This is a genomic window from Furfurilactobacillus sp. W61-4, from assembly GCF_057545565.1.
The window spans coordinates 279,909-295,702 of record NZ_BAAJNZ010000004.1; the positions used below are offsets into that span (position 1 = coordinate 279,909).

The window sequence follows — 15,794 nt, forward strand, 5'->3', positions numbered from 1 at the left end:
TACCTCCATCAAAATGATTGTTCTGCTAGGTAATTGCTTCTGTCAGGCGGTCAACAACCTGTAACGTCAACGATTCAGCGATGTTTTGAAAGCTAACGTTGCGTTCAAGCAGTTGCTTTGATTGTAACCCTAAATCGGTTATTTCCAGAAGATTAGTTTCGTTATATTGACTTGCAAGTGTGACTAATTCCTTGTCGTGCTTGGTAAAACGTGGCGTAAATTTTTTGATCGCCACCTTAGTCATTAATAAGTCGCGAAAACCACTTAGCATCATATCCAACAGTAGCCGTTGATGTGGCCGATCCTTAGCTAAAGGCACTAAGGTCGTACTAACCAGCACAAAAGCATTTAAATCTGGCTTGGCCACCAAACTAAACCACTGCCAAACCGCAGCAACTGCTTGTTGGAGCCAGTCATCAATTAACCAGTCAGCTACCTCGTTAGGATCGTTTGTCAATCGTAACGTGAGCTCCGTCAAATCAGCTGGTAAACCAACCGCTTTGAATTGAACTCGTAGTTCAGCTTCGCCTAATGGCTTCATTTCAATGACCTGTGTACGAGAAATCACCGTTGGTAAAACCAGTTGCGCATTGGTCGTCAGTAATAAGGCGGTCATATCACCAGCCGGTTCCTCTAGAAACTTCAATAAACTGTTAGCTGCACTGGCCGTCATCGTCTCAGTACCAGCCACGATAAACACCTTTCGATTACCCTCAACACCACTCTTTGAAAATTCGGCTTTAAGAAAACGGACTTGATCAACCTTGATTGCATTGCCATCCGGCTCAACAATCACAACATCCGGATGTTCATGTGCTGTAATGCGTTGACATTCTTCGCAAACACCGCAAGGCTGACCATCCTTAACATTGATACAAAAAAGCCGCATGGCAATCCACATGGCTAATTCGACTTTGCCACTACCACTTGGTCCGGCAAATAAATAAGCATGTGCCAATTCCCGATGTTCAATTACATTTTGAAAATGCTGAACCAGGACGGGTTGTCGCTGTTCAGCATTCTGCAAGATTTCATTTTTAGTTTGCATAAGACCTCATCGCAATTTCTAAGGTGATTGCTTTAAAACTGTTGAAATGCTTCTACTGGTAGCACGAAGCAAGTTGCGCCGCCGACTGTCACTTCAACCGGATAAGAGGCTGTCTGATCCATGGAGACATCCATGTTAACGGGTGGCGTCATAAACTGATCGCGCGTATGCGATGTCTCCTTAATTAAGTTCAACACCTCGTCAACACGATCGTCTTCAATCCCAATTAGAAAAGTCGTATTACCAGATCGTAAAAAACCACCTGTCGAAGATAACTTGGTCGCTCGGATGTTTTGTTCGATAAATTGATTGCTTAGTCGGTTACTATCTTTGTCTTGCACAATTGCAACGATCATTTTCATAACCACACACTCCTTAGTTTTACTAACTTTACATCTTAACCAAATACGGTTGGAAATCGTTCAGCCAGCACGTGTTCTGCTTGAATGACCACTTGATCAAATGGCTGGTTTGCATCAACTAAAATAATCCGTTCTGGTTGTGCCTCAACCATCTGCAGAAAAGCATGCCGTACTCGTTGATGAAAGGCCAATGCTTCATTATCCAAGCGATTCACCTGATCCGCCCGATACTGATGAATCCGTGCCAAACCAACTTCTGATGGAATGTCAAAGTAGATGGTCAAATCTGGTGTCAAACCTTCCGTGGCAAAGCGGTTCATTTCTGCAACCGCCGCTTCACCAATTTCTCGCCCAGCTCCCTGATAGGCAATGGAACTATCCACATAACGATCAGAAAAAACAATCCTGCCAGCTTTCAATGCCGGCCGCACAGTCTGCATCAAATGTTGACGCCGCGCCGCCGCAAACAATAACGCCTCGGTCCGTGCGTCCATTTCGAGATTAGCTTTATCCATAATAATGGCACGAATCGCTTCAGAAATTTTGTTGCCACCCGGTTCTCGCGTACTTAGCAAACGATCGCCTAGTTTAACTACATAATGCTCAATCAGCGCATTCAAAACACTGGTTTTACCGGCCCCATCTGGCCCCTCAAAAGTAATAAATGCGCTTGTATCCACTATTAATCTACTCCATTCTCATAACTTCAATACTGACATTGTACTTTAGATATGAAGACCTGTCTAACCAGAATCAATGTGAGTTGACATAATTTAATTAGCTCCAAGAACCTGAATTTGGTCTAAAAATTTCACAACAAATATCAATAATGGTTTATGGGAACGATCCATACTGGCTTTAGTCAAAGTTATGCTAGGCTAAAAGTAAGCAAGCTTACCTAAATTGTTTCAAACTTTGGATTGGAGAAAATACCTCATGACCCAACAATCACGACAAAAATCACGGCTAAGCTCGTTTTTAATATCCATTAGCAGCCTAACCGTATTTTGTCTGCTCTTTCTCGGAAGCAGCCCATTACGCCAAGGAAATTGGTGGCCCGATACTAATGCAATGTTAACAATCGGCCAGGGTTTTTTAGAAGGAAAGATACCATTTAAAGACTTGTTCGAGCAACGCGGCCCAGTCCTGTATCTTTATTATTTATTAGCCAATATCATAAATGATCAAGGTTATCTTGGCTTGTTTATCATTGAACTACTCAATCTAATCGGACTTTGGGCCGTCGAAAAATCCATCATACGCCTCTACTATCCAACGATTTCAAACTGGAAATCAGCTGGTCTATCCTTGCTATTACCTTTTTTACTCGTTGGATCAACCTCATTTGAGACGGGCGGTAGTCCAGAAGAATTTGCCGCTTTTTGGTTATTATTGAGTTTGTATAGTGTTCTCTGTTTACTTAAACAACAGCGGATGTCTATTGGACAAGCCATGATGATCGGAGTAAGCGGTGGCATTGTTTTTTGGATTAAGTATACGTTAATTGCACCATGGTTAGCATTGGGGATTACAACGTTGACCATTTATTATCGGCGGCATCAAGTTCACCAATTTTGGGTCTCTACCAGCTTGGGACTCCTGGGAGGACTATTAATTTCAACAGGAATGTTAGTCTATTTCCAACTACAGCATGGGTTAGCACAACTCTGGCAGATCTACTTTTTAACCAATATTACAGCCTATTCGAATTCTGGTACCATCACCTTATTGACACATGTGATCCTTATTCTCAGATTGATTAGCATTGCTTTAATTAATCAGCCGATAACCTTGGTAATGGGCATCATAACGCTCGTTACACTCGCAAGAACATCACAAGCGCGTGACTTATTTTTTATCATTAGCCTGACATTAACCACAAATTTATTGCTCAGTTACTGGTCTATGCGTGACTACCCATATATGTTCTTAACCACAGCTGTTTTGGCAATATGTGGTTTTCCAATCGTATTCAACAATTGGTCAAACTCTAATCATTATCCGAATCAGGTGCCCTTAACTTTAATCGTGTTAGCCAGCCTTGCACCCTCCGTCACCAACAAAATTGCGATGAGCGTGCCATGGGTAACCAGTAAGGCGCCATACGCACCACAAGATTTTGGTCGCTACATCGCCCAACATACCCAACGATCGCCCAGCCTAATTTACTTCAACACTATAGATATCGGTGTAGGTCGATACACGAAACTAACCCCTCAAATTAAATATTTTGAAGAGACCAACCTAAGTCCACGACATTTTCCGATACAACGTGCCAATCTGAATCGGTCGGTCACAACTGGCCAAAGTCAATATATTGTTTACGATTTCGGTTGGTCTAATTCTTCAGTCGATCTGAAACAACCACGAATGGTAACTGAAATCCGCCACCAACTGCCCCGATTAATTTTGCGGCGCTACCATGTCGTCAAAATTAGTAAAACTCGACCTGTTCAAAACAGGGGTTCTATCGTTGGACAGAAAAAAAACAGGATTTTCGTCCTGCTCGAAATAACTTAGCAATTAGAAACAAACATAAATCATCATAATCCAATTAATGTTGATAAGTGGAAAGTGGCGTATCTAATGATTAAAAAACAGCAAATAAACTAAAATCTAATTTTTCTAGTTTCTACTACATTGCGTCAACTGTATCCCTTTTAAACCTACTATCGATTTACCTTCGCCAAAACTGTAAAAAATCATATTTCTCACATCCAAATTTTAAACACGAAGGTATTGCTTATAGCTATAAAAGCAATATTACGATTAAAGGACATTTCTGATTAAGGATATCGAGAGCCATTTAAGCGGGAACATCATAAATTTATATTTTCAATTATGACCCAGCAATCGACTTGTTCTAAGTTGAAATAAACAAGAAATATCGAACACAGAAATATCATAATTTTCTGTGTTCGATATTTGATTTAAATCGATTGTTTTAAAACCACCTGCGATACACAATCAACCACTTAATTAGCCACTAAGATTTAACGAATGTGTTTCGACTTAAGGGGCACATTAGGTTGTTGGCGATTCAGCCATGGTTCCAATCGCCAATAAACTAACCAGAAAGACAAACCGATGATCACACCCTTAATCAAGTTGAATGGTACAACGACACTAGTGATCAATGCCATGATATTCGTTGATTGTGGCAGCCCGCCAGCTTGGATATAAATTGGAAACATCACCCATCCATTGAACATTGCCATAACGAGCGTCAAGGACACCGTTGCTAGCACGATACCAATCACCACGCGCCATGACTTCTTTAACGAGTTCACGCGCAACATTCCGTACAGTGGTAACACATAAGCTAAACTAGCCACAAACGCGATTGAATCGCCAATCACATATAATGGGTTCATCCCCCGTACAAACATGTGAATCAGGACGGCAATCAACGAAATTACCGCTCCGTCACGAGCGCCAAACAAGATTGATCCTAACATGATTATCAGTAAGCTCAAGTCAAGCTGCATGTATGGCGCAGCCGGCAAGATCGGAAACTGTAAAAACATTAAAATGGCAGACAACGCACCGAGAATTGCAACGCTAATCGACCGCTGTAAACGAGTACTTCCCATGAAAAAGGCCTCCTAAAAACAAATGAGTTTTGGCCATTTTCAGAGCGTCATAAACAAAAAATCTGCCCACATTTCACTTCAGAAACGCAGACAGAATGGCCCGATGTGCCCACCGCGCCTAATCTTCTTTATACCAGACTGTACTGTCGGTTTCGGAGTTACACCGAATCTATCCCAAATGGGAGTCGCGGACTTTTACCGCCGGTCAGGAATTTCACCTCGCCCTGAAGACTAACCATATTAAATTGACTTTTTTATATCACTTCGAATAAAAAAAATCCACTGTTTTCACTTGCACAAAATCTCGACTACTAACGATTAGCAGTTTGTGCAATAGAGTTCAAATAATTCTTAGTATCAACTAGAGTAGCACCGGATACAACATCGCTTTTTTTATCTTTATTTTCAGTAACAGTATTTAATAGGTCGCTAGCAGTTTTCCCGGCAGCAAATTTATTAATTGCTGTAATAGATTTCATCCGAGACTGCTTCGATTTTGCCTCTTTCTTCATCAGAGCAGAGTATGCCTTGTCATTCACTTGCTTAGAAATTAGCATTTGGCCACTCTTATAACCTTCGTTACCAAACTTAGAGTTACTGTTTGGAACTCCTTTGAATCCTTTACTATTTTTAGCAACAAATTGGAACTCGTCAATAGATGATGCAACAATTTTATCACCGTTCATCGCCACAGTAGTTACCCCAAATGATTGTTTACCATGCGGCGCCGTATCTAATTGTTTCAACACAACATCGTCACTATTTAATGCAATCCCCTTGGAGACATACCCCTTTTGCGCTGCATTAGCAATTGATTTAACATAGCCATTGGTACTGGCTAAAGTAGCCCCAGAGATAATTTTTTTCTGCATGGCTTTATTCTGCCTAGCCGTTTTTAAAAGCTCTGTCGCCGTTTTTCCTTTAACATAGCTCTCAATATCATTTAACGATTCCTCTCTGCTTTTAGTAGATTTCGCTACTTTCTTCATCAGGTCAGAATAAGCCTGATCGTTATTAGCTTTAGAAATCAACATTTGACCCTTCTTGTAGCCCTTTTTGCCAAAATCACTATTGCTATTTGGAACCGCTGTAAAACCTTTTGTTCCTTTTTTTACAAATTGAAACTCATCAATATTTGCTGCTAGAATCTTATCACCCTTCATAGCAACTGTTGTCACAGCAAAGGATTCATTGTTATGTGGTGATGTATCAAGTTGCTTTATAACAATTTGATTGTCATCAGCTTTGACAGCCTGACTAGGCAACATGGCAAATAAAGCACCGCCTAATAAAAGTGAAGTAAGTAGACTAGTAATTCCAAAATGTGATTTTTGCATCATGAATAACTCTCCTTGTGATTTTTTGTGCAATCGCTTACTTTTTGTAGTTTACCACTACTTTATAATCTTGTATATAACGGTCATAACCTTAAACATCTGGAATCAGTTATCTAAAGTTAGGTGTTATACTGCACATTAAAAGTTGCTACACAATCCAAGGAGGTGAGCAATCCATGTCCGATCAAGCATCATTAACCAACTTGTATAACCTGATATTAACGCCTGGAACCCGTGATTTTGAACGTCAACAATTAGTGGTCGCAAAAAATGCAATTGAGCAAGGTCAATCAATTAAGCAGGCGCTCGCCAATTTGGAAGTCGCCCTCCGACCATTAGCCGTTCGCAATAATTTATCACCAGATGTCACCGATTTCTATCAGCAACTCGTCGAACCCACGCATCCCATTGCAACGTTTGATCTATCCGTGCATCAAGCCGATGATCTTCCTTACCAGCAACGCGCCATCTTTGCTGGTGGCTGCTTTTGGTGCATGGTCTCACCATTCGATCAACGGCCTGGCATTATTTCGGTCATCTCTGGTTATACCGGCGGTCATGTTGATCATCCGACCTATGAGCAAGTGATGAGCCAAACAACGGGACACGTTGAAGCGGTAGAAATCATCTTCGATACCCGCCAAATCACGTATCCCCAGTTAGTCGACATTTATTGGCAACTCATTGATCCAACTGATGCCGGCGGACAAGTCAATGACCGCGGGAACAGCTATCGACCAATTATTTTCGTGCAAAATGATCAGCAACGTGCCATTGCTGAGGCCAGCAAACAATGTGTCATCGACAGTGGTCAGTACCATCGCCCGATTGTCGTGGAAATTCAAGCTGCTCAAACGTTCTGGCCGGCAGAAAACTTTCATCAAGACTTCTATCGAAAGCAACATCAGCGTTACCGTGCCATTGAACGTGAACGAAAGCGCTTCTTGGCCTTTCAACGGCTTCAAAACAAAACCTACCGGCTCACGCATCGCGTGTGAAACCGACAATCAACAAGCTAAAACGCGCCGCAATCTAGCATAAACTAGGCTGTGACGCGTCTTTACTGTCTATTCAAATCTTGAGCTTATTCGCCTAATTCATCGATGATGCTAGCTTCAATCCCCGCCGCGGCCAAAATTCTCGCTGCGTTGTAATTACTGAGCCCTGGTCGATAGGTCAAATAGACTGGTTGATTGGCCGGCAACTCAGCAAGACGATCCCGTAACTGGCTCAACGGAATCCATACCGTTGCCGGAACGTGGCCCATTGTTTGCCTGCCAGCTTCTCGCACATCTAGTATCGTCGCTTGCGCTAACTGCGCCGCGGATAAGGCTGATAACTTAACGGTTCGGCCAATGTTCGCCATTTGATTCAAAGCGACGTAGCCAGCAATGTTCAAGGCATCGCGAGTCGATGAAAACGGTGGTGAGTAAGGGATCTCTAAATTTGGCAAATCAGCCACGGTCATCTTCGCACTAATTGCGACAGATAACTGACTAATTCGTTTGTCCACTCCGTCTTCGCCCACGGCCTGGCCACCGTAAATCTGGCCTGTTTCGCCATCATACACGAGTTTTAAATTCACGCGGGCAGCGCCGGGGTAAAAATAGGCGTGACTAAATGGCGTGATCATCACCGATTGCCCACTCTGAATACCAGCCGCCGCCAAACTCTGCTCCGTATAGCCAACCGAACTGACCGTTAAATTGAACACCTTCGCCACATTGGCACCGACAAAGCCAGGATAATGGTCATCACTGCCATTAATAATATCCGCTAATAAATGACCTTGCCGATTGGCTGCTGACGACAGGACACTAGCGATCGGTTGTCCAGTAATTAAACTAGTGGTCTCGATCACGTCCCCAATCGCATAGATGTCTGGTACATTAGTCATAAATTGATCATTGACCGGAATGTGACCATCGTCGGTTAAGATCACCCCTGCAGCTGCAGCAACCTCGTTATTGGGGCGCACACCAGTCGCAAAAATAATCATATCTGTCGCTAATGTTTCACCATCGCTTAACTTCAGCTGACGACCACCCTCACTAATCGCACTCACTTTGATGCCTAGGTGAATCCCGACGTGATGCTCAACCAAGGTTTGCTCTAAAACAGTGGCAATCTCAGGATCTAATGGTGTGGCAACGTGGCTGCTTTGTTCAACCAATGTAACCTGCAGCCCTTGTGCTGTAAAGTTTTCTGCTAACTCTAGTCCGGCAGCGCCAGCACCAATAATCGTGATTCGCTGTGGCTGATAATCGTGCATAAATGCTTTAATCTGATCTGCGTCGGCAACACTACGTAATCCAAATCCATTAGTGACTTCGCTAATCCCTGGAATGGGTGGTAGCGTTGGCCGAGCACCAGTTGCAAGCACCAGCTTGTCGTAAGTTTCTAAACGGGACCCAGCTGCAGACTTGATCGTCACAGTATGCTGCTGTGGTTCAATCGTCGTTACTTCGCTATTGACGCGCACATCTAAGTTACTCTTCGCAGCCAAGCCAGCCGGCGTACGTTCAATCAAGGTCTCCCGTTCGTCAATCACGCCGCCCAAATAGTATGGTAGTGCACAACTCGCATAAGAAATATCTGGCCCACGCTCGATCATGATAATGGTATCGGCCTCATTAAGGCGCCGTAATCGGGTCGCAAACGAAGGCCCTCCGGCAACCCCACCAATGACGATCACTTTCATTTTCCGTACCTCCTACCTAAGTTACCTTAAGCGTACTGGTAAATGAAAGCGGATTCAAGCAGTGGAATTCAATCTTTATTGGTGAATTTGGGTTTGAATTTTTGCCAAGGCTTGGTACTGGTCCATCATCCATGCTTCATAGGTTTTGCCCTTTGGTAATGTTTCAGTTACGTTCAGCACCGGCACCTGATTTTTCTTAGCGAGTGCCACCATCGCGCTGACGGTATTATCACTGGCCTGACTATTGTTCACAAAGAAGGCAATTTTGTGCTGCTTAATGTCAGTTTCCATTGAACGAATCTCTTTCGGTGAAGGATCAGTCCCGTTCTCAACGGCCAGTTCAAACTTGTGGTTGTTGCGTTGGTAGCCGAGAGCATCTAATGCGTAATCAAACACCGGTTCACTCACATCCACCTTTTGACCATTGCTCTTAGCTTTCAATTGATCAATTTCTGTTTGCAACGTTTGTAAGGTCTTAATGTAACGTTGTGCGTTACGTTGATAATCTTTTTTATATTTAGGTGCGATTTTGCCAAACTTATCGGCCAAGTAATTAGCTAATTTCGGCATCGTCGCTGGTTGATACCACACGTGTTCATTGTCACCAACATGTTTATCTAAAACATTTTCACCAACTTTAACGACAGTTTGCTTGCCATTTCCATTACTTTTGGCCAACTTACTCATCCAGTTGTCATAACCGATTCCATTGGCCAAGACCACATTGGCTTTCGACACCGTCTGACCATCCTTGGTTGTTGGCTCAAAGTCATGCGGATCCACACTGGGACTATTGATTATCGAGCTGACCGTTCCATGATCGCCTAAGACCGCCTGTGCCACTTGTCCATAGAAATCCACACTAGCGGCGACATGAATCGGCTTGGAACTCGTCGTGGCTGGGCCCGCTTTTTTAGTTCCACACGCCGTCATCACAATCGCTGCAATGGCTGCTAGTAATGTTAAACCAATGATTCGTCCGAAATGTTTCACATTAGTGCCTTCTTTCTTTTGTCTAAACAGTAACGATTACGTTTTAGACTATACCGAACTCTCTTCAGTCTAGCAAGTAAAAAAAGAAGCATTAACAAGAAATTTTGAGTAACTTAATGAAAATGTGTCTGATCAAGAAATAAACTGTTGATTAAAAAAAGGGCCTTGAATTTAGGCCCCTTCTATATCAATCCATATTCAATGGGTTAATTCGATCATGACGTCCATTTCATCATCGCTGACATTGCCAGCATAATTCGGTGTCGCCAAAGAAATGCCACCTTGCTTATTTTTAAAGGCGTATAAGGAGCCCGCAGATGACAATTCATCCGCAATCGGTGCGTTAAATTGCAATTCACTATTTACTTTAACCGACCGAATCGTATTTGTACCAGCGGAAAAAACGCGAATTGTTTTCGTCGGGATTTCTACATAGGTAGCACCAAAGCTGCCGCCACGGGCCCCGACAATCGTAATTGTGCCTGCGCCAGAGTCATCATTAAATGACAAATTCACTGACCGTGGCACATTGACGCCATGAAAATCCCAGGTACGAATCGCATTCAACTCTTCTGTCGAGACGGAGTATGGACCAGCCGCCACGCTTTCGGTTGAAGATGGACTGCTCGACTCAGCACTTGATGACGCAGACGAAGCTGAGTTATTTTGACTGGCAACCGAACTAGCAGACGTTGAGCGACGTTGTGACGTTGCCGGTGCACTCGTTTTCGATGAATTGCTACCGCGACCCAAAAGCACCCCAATCAAGATTCCAGCGACGATTAAGACAATCGCGAGTAAAACCCATATCCAGGTACGTCGTTGATTTTGTTGTTGACTTCGCATCATTCATTACCTCATTAAATTAGGATCATCTTCATTAACTATCATACTAAACCAGTAACGGTTTGATAAGCGCTAGTTAATGACACACCTCAATCTGATATTGAAAGCCAAAAAGCGGCCGCTATTTCCAAAAAGATTGGGGAAATAACGACCGCTTAAAGGTGTTCACTTACTTAAATCACTTCGTCTTTTGACCAAACAACAGACTTATTAATGCCGACTACCACTTACTCTGGTTGATCGACGATTCTGTTTGCGACGTGGTTTACCTAGCAGAATGAACGCGAAGCCACTAAACATGAAGCTAGCACCCAGCAATGCCCAGTTAATTTGCTGACGCGCTGCCGTTGCCGGCAAGTTGGTCAGTTGTGGCACATCAGTTTGCTGCTGGTTAGTCGAACCTATGCGATCCACTTCACGGCCTGTTGAAATCGTGCTAGACCCATTCTGACCAGACGTTGTGCCACCATTGTTACCCGGTTGTGCAGGTCCGACTGGCTCATTTGGATCAATCGGATTAATCGGCGCTACCGGTTGACCACCATCGCCAGGATCAATTGGCTGACTGTTTTTAACGTATTGAACATTTACTACCCCGGGTTGATTAGGGACGGTCACTGTCTGATTGACTAATGTGTAACCAGGAATGGACGGTAATGTTGATAAATCAATCCCTTGTCCTGGTGTCCCGTGCCCGCTAACTGATGGCGCTCCGTCAATTGGCCGACGATTTTCATCAACGGGTTGCAGCGTGTAATTAAGCTCGTAATAATACGTAACATTTGCATTTTCTAGTCCAAACGTGCCACTGGCGTTAGCTGGCGTTGAAATTAACGTATAGCCCGGAATATCTAATGGCGTTGTTTGATAAGCACCGCCAAATGGACCACTGATCGTCTGGCTTGGCACAATCGCTGTTTTACTACCATTGAGCCAGTAATTAACCTGTAGCTGTTCGGTATCTGGCGTGTAAATTGCGACAACCTGCCCCGGCTGATCCGGAACTACCGGTGTCTGAGTCAACGTGTACCCTGATAACGTCGGCAAGCCGGTAATGGCTTCACCTGGCGTCCCGGTTCCCGTAATTGGGCCAACTGGCAAAGCAGTACCATCTGGGGTTTGCGCAATGACCGTGTAATCAACGGTGTAGTAGTAGTTAACGTCCGTTGGCTCACCAGCATACAGTCCTGTCGCATTACTTGGCGTAGCGACCAGCGTATATCCCGCAATCGCTTTGGCGTTGGTCGTATAAGCTAACCCAACGCCACTCGTTTGCGTCTCACTGTCCGCTAGCTGCTGAGTTGTGCCAACCAAATAGTAATGAGCCGTAACCGACGCATTCTGGCGATACTGCAAGGTCACCGTCTGACCAGTCATATTCGTCACCACATAACTCGTTGGTTGACCTGGCATCAACGTGTACCCGGCGATCGTTGGTGCTGTGACTGTCAGCGTACTTCCGACCTGACCAGTCAGTGTCTGACGTTGATCTGCAGCAATCGAGTTGCCATCTTGATCGACATAGTTCACCGTGACCGCCGCCAAGATCTTCAACGAGCCGCTGTTAGTTATCCGCACATCGTAGTTTGGATTATCGCCCATTGCCACCGTTAGTTGATATTGACCCGGTTTTTCACCGGCCACTCGACTAACCGTGTAATTCAACTGATCCTGACCGATTAGACCAGTTACAGTCGCCGTCAATTGCGGATCGTGGTTACCTTCCACTTTGGTAGCTGAATCAGTCGTTAAGGTTGCTAACGCCTTATTGACGATATATTGCCCCTTAACTTGGGTTGGATCGATCTGGCTAAAGTCATAGTTAGCATTGGCTTCCGCCAGCTTATCTAATCCGGCTTGCGTCAAGGTGACGTTGTATGTGCCAGCATTGGTCAAACGGTCGTCGGCGCCAGACACTAGATAATCAGTACCTTGGGTTAATTCCGGTACCGTCAGACCAGTTGGTAAGTTAATCGTGGCGGCGTTGGTAATTGATTGTCCATTGTAAGTCTTCGAGCCACCTTGCAAGGTCACGTCAGCCTGGGTTAGTGCTGCTTGAGTGATCGTCACCGTACCTGCTTCATAAGTGAAGTTATAATTCTGATTCACTGCATTATCGCTGGCAGTTGGCGTGAAGGCATATTGACCAACATTAGGACCCACCGGATCTAATGCACCATACTGAATGGTTTCGCCATTGACCGCACCGGTTACGGTAGCCGTTGGCGTTACGGTATGCCCATCGTAAACATGGGTGACATTGTTACCAGCAATCGTTGCATTAGCCTTGTTAATGACAGCAGTGGTCATGACCTGGTTAGCAATGATCTTGCTGAAATCATAATTACTGTTAGCTGCCATTAACTTAGCTAGGCCAGCCTCCGTTAATGTCACCGTATAGCTGCCCGCATTCGTCAAGTCTGGATCTGATCCCGTAACAGTATAATCAATACCTTGCGTCAATTCAGGTACGACTAAGCCAGATGGTAATTTGACACTGGCGGCCTGTGTGATTGCCTGGCCATCATAGGTCTTCGTGTTACCTACTAGCGCGACATCAGTCACCATCGCCGGCTGGATCACAATTGTCCCGGCAACAACCTTAATATCATAGTTAGCATTGACTGCATCATTAGTCGCTTGCGGAATAAAGTAATACGTCCCCACATCTGGACCAACTGCCTGAACAGGTACATAGGTGATTGTTTCGCCGTTAACGGCACCAGTTACCGTAGCCGTTGGTGTAACTTGCTGTCCGTTAAAGACACTAGTTTGACTATTACCGGTCAACGTCGCCGTTGCCTTACGAACAACATAGTTTGTTTTAACAACCGCCGGATTAATTTGACTAAAGTCGTAGTTCTTATTGGCGGCAGCTAGTTTGTTTAAACCGGCTTGCGTCAATGTAACGGTGTATGAGCCGGCGTTTTTCAAACTAGCATCCAGCCCAGTCACATCATAGTCGATACCTTGAATTAAAGTCGGTACTGTTAACCCAGTTGGCAACGTCACCGTAGCTGCGTTGGTAATAGCAGCGGCATCATACGTCTTTTCACCACCGGTTAAGCTAACATCTGCCTGCGTTAACGGCGCTGGCGTGATGGTTACCGTACCTGGGTTATACACAAAGTTATAATTCTGGTTAACCGCGACATCACTCGCAGTTGGGGCGAAGCTGTAATGGCCTACATTTGGTCCAACTGCCGCGAGTGGGTCATAGCTAAGGTTTTCTCCATTGACCGCACCGGTTATCGTTGCGGTTGGTTGAACCGTCTTGCCATCGTAAACATGGGTCACATTATCGCCCGTGATCGTGGCCGTAGCTTTATTGATCGTGTATTGAGCGCCAGTCACCGTAATCTCGTAGTTCTGGTTAACCGCCGCATTCTCATCCACTGTCGGCGCAAAGCCGTACGTGCCCGCATTTGGTCCAACTGACGCAATTGTGTAAACAAGTTTTTCGCCGTTGACCGCACCGGTCACAGTCGCCGTTGGTTGAGCAGTTTGCCCATCATAGGTCTTACTATCTGTGACACCAGTGATCGTGGCCTTGGCTTTATTGACCACATACTGCGCCGTCACTTGACTTGGATCGACATGGCTAAAGTCGTAGTTGACATTCGCTTTCGCAAGTTTGTCTAACCCAGATTGCGTCAACGTAATGGTGTAATCGCCTGCATTGATCAATCGATCATCTGCACCAGTCACCAAATAATCAGTGCCCTGCGTCAATTCTGAAACTGTTAAGCCGCTCGGTAACGTTACCGTTCCTGCGTTGGCAATGGCCTGTCCGTCATAAGTCTTTTCACCACCTGTTAAGGTAACATCCGTCTATGTCAATACTGCTTTCGTGATCGTTATTGTACCTGATTTATAGGTAAAGTCGTAATTCTTATTCACCGCATTATCACTAGCAGTTGGTGTGAACTCGTACTGACCGACATTTGGTCCCACTGGAGATAGTTCGTCATAGGTGATCGTTTCCCCATTGACCGCACCGGTTACCGTGGCCGTTGGCTGAACCGTATTGCCATCGTAAACGTGGGTCAGATCATTACCAGTAATCGTCGCTTGAGCTTTATTGATAACGTACTGCGCCGTTACTTGGGTTGGATCAACGTGACTAAAGTCGTAATTATCATTAGCTGCAGCAATTTTTTCTAACCCTTGCTGTGTCAATGTGACTTTGTACGTACCCGCATTGACCAAACCGTTGCCATCACCGGTCACTAGATAATCGGTACCCTGCGTTAATTCAGGGACTGTCAAACCAGTTGATAATATCACCATACCCGCATTGACAATGGCTTGACCATCGTAAGTCTTTGAACCATCTTGCAAACGCACATCAGCTTGCGTTAATGGTGCTCGAGTGATGGTTACCGTGCCCGGTGTGTACGTAAATTTATAGTTATTATTTACTGCATCATCGCTAGCGCTTGGCGTAAAAGTATAGGAACCTTCATCAGGTCCAACTGGCGCTAACGACTTAGCACTAAGCGTTTCACCGTTCACTGCACCTGTTATTGTTACCGTTGGCAGGACCGTCTGACCATCATAAACATGGGTCACATTATCGCCGACAATTGTCGCTTGAGCTTTATTGATCGTATATTGGGCACCAACTACCGTGATCTTGTAGTTCTGGTTAACCGCCGCATCCGCACTCGCCGTCGGCGTAAAGTCGTACGTGCCCGCATTTGGTCCAACTTCACCAATTGTGTACTCAAGTTGTTCGTCATTGACTGCACCAGTTACAGTCGCAGTTGGTTGAGCGGCTTTGCCATCGTAAGTCTTACTACCGGCAACACCCGTGATCGTCGCTTCAGCTTTATCAATCGTATATTGGGCACCAACTACCGTGATCTTGTAGTTCTGGTTAACCGCCGCATCCGCACTCGCCGTCGGCGTAAA

At 44.7% G+C, this 15,794-nt stretch carries 12 protein-coding genes, 1 pseudogene and 1 riboswitch; of the genes and pseudogenes, 2 read left to right on the plus strand and 11 right to left on the minus strand.

Going from position 1 to position 15,794, the window contains the following annotated elements; translation table 11 throughout:
* Nucleotides 1–25: 25 nt before the first annotated feature.
* From holB to tmk, 3 genes are read right to left on the minus strand one after another with little or no spacing between them, the layout of a single operon-like run.
* Nucleotides 26–1,048, minus strand: a complete 1,023-nt coding sequence (gene holB, locus AC27FN_RS07045; RefSeq protein ID WP_487167293.1) for a DNA polymerase III subunit delta' — start codon at nucleotides 1,046–1,048, stop codon at nucleotides 26–28.
* 32 nt (nucleotides 1,049–1,080) lie between these two features.
* Nucleotides 1,081–1,410: a cyclic-di-AMP receptor gene (locus AC27FN_RS07050; RefSeq protein WP_407883992.1), complete on the minus strand. Its 330-nt coding sequence runs from the start codon at nucleotides 1,408–1,410 to the stop codon at nucleotides 1,081–1,083.
* Nucleotides 1,411–1,445: 35 nt separating this feature from the next.
* A complete protein-coding gene (tmk, locus tag AC27FN_RS07055; RefSeq protein ID WP_487167294.1) occupies nucleotides 1,446–2,090 on the minus strand; it encodes a dTMP kinase in 645 nt (214 codons plus the stop codon).
* 256 nt (nucleotides 2,091–2,346) lie between these two features.
* Here tmk and AC27FN_RS07060 point away from each other — a divergent pair, with 256 nt between their 5' ends.
* Nucleotides 2,347–3,930 (plus strand): hypothetical protein, encoded by a 1,584-nt coding sequence (locus AC27FN_RS07060; RefSeq protein ID WP_487167295.1) that lies wholly within the window; start codon nucleotides 2,347–2,349, stop codon nucleotides 3,928–3,930.
* A 473-nt stretch (nucleotides 3,931–4,403) separates the two neighbouring features.
* On the opposite strand, the gene AC27FN_RS07065 is transcribed toward AC27FN_RS07060, so the two are convergent.
* Complete coding sequence (locus AC27FN_RS07065; protein WP_487167296.1) at nucleotides 4,404–5,003, minus strand: ECF transporter S component; 600 nt, start codon at nucleotides 5,001–5,003, stop codon at nucleotides 4,404–4,406.
* Between the two features lie 117 nt (nucleotides 5,004–5,120).
* Nucleotides 5,121–5,239: riboswitch (FMN riboswitch) on the minus strand.
* 75 nt (nucleotides 5,240–5,314) lie between these two features.
* Nucleotides 5,315–6,343: a hypothetical protein gene (locus AC27FN_RS07070; RefSeq protein WP_487167297.1), complete on the minus strand. Its 1,029-nt coding sequence runs from the start codon at nucleotides 6,341–6,343 to the stop codon at nucleotides 5,315–5,317.
* Nucleotides 6,344–6,516: 173 nt separating this feature from the next.
* Here AC27FN_RS07070 and msrA point away from each other — a divergent pair, with 173 nt between their 5' ends.
* The gene (gene msrA, locus AC27FN_RS07075; RefSeq protein ID WP_487167298.1) at nucleotides 6,517–7,338 is read left to right on the plus strand and encodes a peptide-methionine (S)-S-oxide reductase MsrA; all 822 of its coding nucleotides are present in this window, start codon (nucleotides 6,517–6,519) and stop codon (nucleotides 7,336–7,338) included.
* An 86-nt stretch (nucleotides 7,339–7,424) separates the two neighbouring features.
* Here the strand turns inward: msrA and AC27FN_RS07080 are convergent, their stop codons facing one another.
* The 6 genes and pseudogenes from AC27FN_RS07080 to AC27FN_RS07105 form a co-directional block, all read right to left on the minus strand.
* Nucleotides 7,425–9,041, minus strand: a complete 1,617-nt coding sequence (locus AC27FN_RS07080; RefSeq protein ID WP_487167299.1) for an FAD-dependent oxidoreductase — start codon at nucleotides 9,039–9,041, stop codon at nucleotides 7,425–7,427.
* A gap of 75 nt (nucleotides 9,042–9,116) precedes the next feature.
* Nucleotides 9,117–10,034 carry a metal ABC transporter solute-binding protein gene (locus tag AC27FN_RS07085; protein WP_487167300.1) on the minus strand — a complete coding sequence of 306 codons (918 nt, stop codon included), beginning with the start codon at nucleotides 10,032–10,034 and terminating at the stop codon, nucleotides 9,117–9,119.
* Nucleotides 10,035–10,232: 198 nt separating this feature from the next.
* Entirely contained in the window at nucleotides 10,233–10,883 is a 651-nt protein-coding gene (locus AC27FN_RS07090) for a hypothetical protein (protein ID WP_487167301.1), read from the minus strand.
* Between the two features lie 207 nt (nucleotides 10,884–11,090).
* The gene (locus AC27FN_RS07095) at nucleotides 11,091–13,448 is read right to left on the minus strand and encodes a MucBP domain-containing protein (RefSeq protein ID WP_487167315.1); all 2,358 of its coding nucleotides are present in this window, start codon (nucleotides 13,446–13,448) and stop codon (nucleotides 11,091–11,093) included.
* A gap of 282 nt (nucleotides 13,449–13,730) precedes the next feature.
* A pseudogene (locus AC27FN_RS07100) lies at nucleotides 13,731–14,696 on the minus strand (MBG domain-containing protein); the annotation flags it as partial.
* 15 nt (nucleotides 14,697–14,711) lie between these two features.
* The coding region (locus tag AC27FN_RS07105) for an MBG domain-containing protein (protein ID WP_487167302.1) at nucleotides 14,712–15,794 on the minus strand (1,083 nt) is incomplete at its 5' end.

Coding starts and splice junctions, on each gene's coding strand:
- AC27FN_RS07095 (WP_487167315.1), bottom strand. CDS start 13,448: ATGGTGACTGATGTCGCGCTAGTAGGTAACACGAAGACCTATGATGGC.
- AC27FN_RS07080 (WP_487167299.1), bottom strand. CDS start 9,041: ATGAAAGTGATCGTCATTGGTGGGGTTGCCGGAGGGCCTTCGTTTGCG.
- AC27FN_RS07050 (WP_407883992.1), bottom strand. CDS start 1,410: ATGAAAATGATCGTTGCAATTGTGCAAGACAAAGATAGTAACCGACTA.
- AC27FN_RS07090 (WP_487167301.1), bottom strand. CDS start 10,883: ATGATGCGAAGTCAACAACAAAATCAACGACGTACCTGGATATGGGTT.
- holB (WP_487167293.1), bottom strand. CDS start 1,048: ATGCAAACTAAAAATGAAATCTTGCAGAATGCTGAACAGCGACAACCC.
- msrA (WP_487167298.1), top strand. CDS start 6,517: ATGTCCGATCAAGCATCATTAACCAACTTGTATAACCTGATATTAACG.
- AC27FN_RS07070 (WP_487167297.1), bottom strand. CDS start 6,343: ATGATGCAAAAATCACATTTTGGAATTACTAGTCTACTTACTTCACTT.
- AC27FN_RS07065 (WP_487167296.1), bottom strand. CDS start 5,003: ATGGGAAGTACTCGTTTACAGCGGTCGATTAGCGTTGCAATTCTCGGT.
- AC27FN_RS07060 (WP_487167295.1), top strand. CDS start 2,347: ATGACCCAACAATCACGACAAAAATCACGGCTAAGCTCGTTTTTAATA.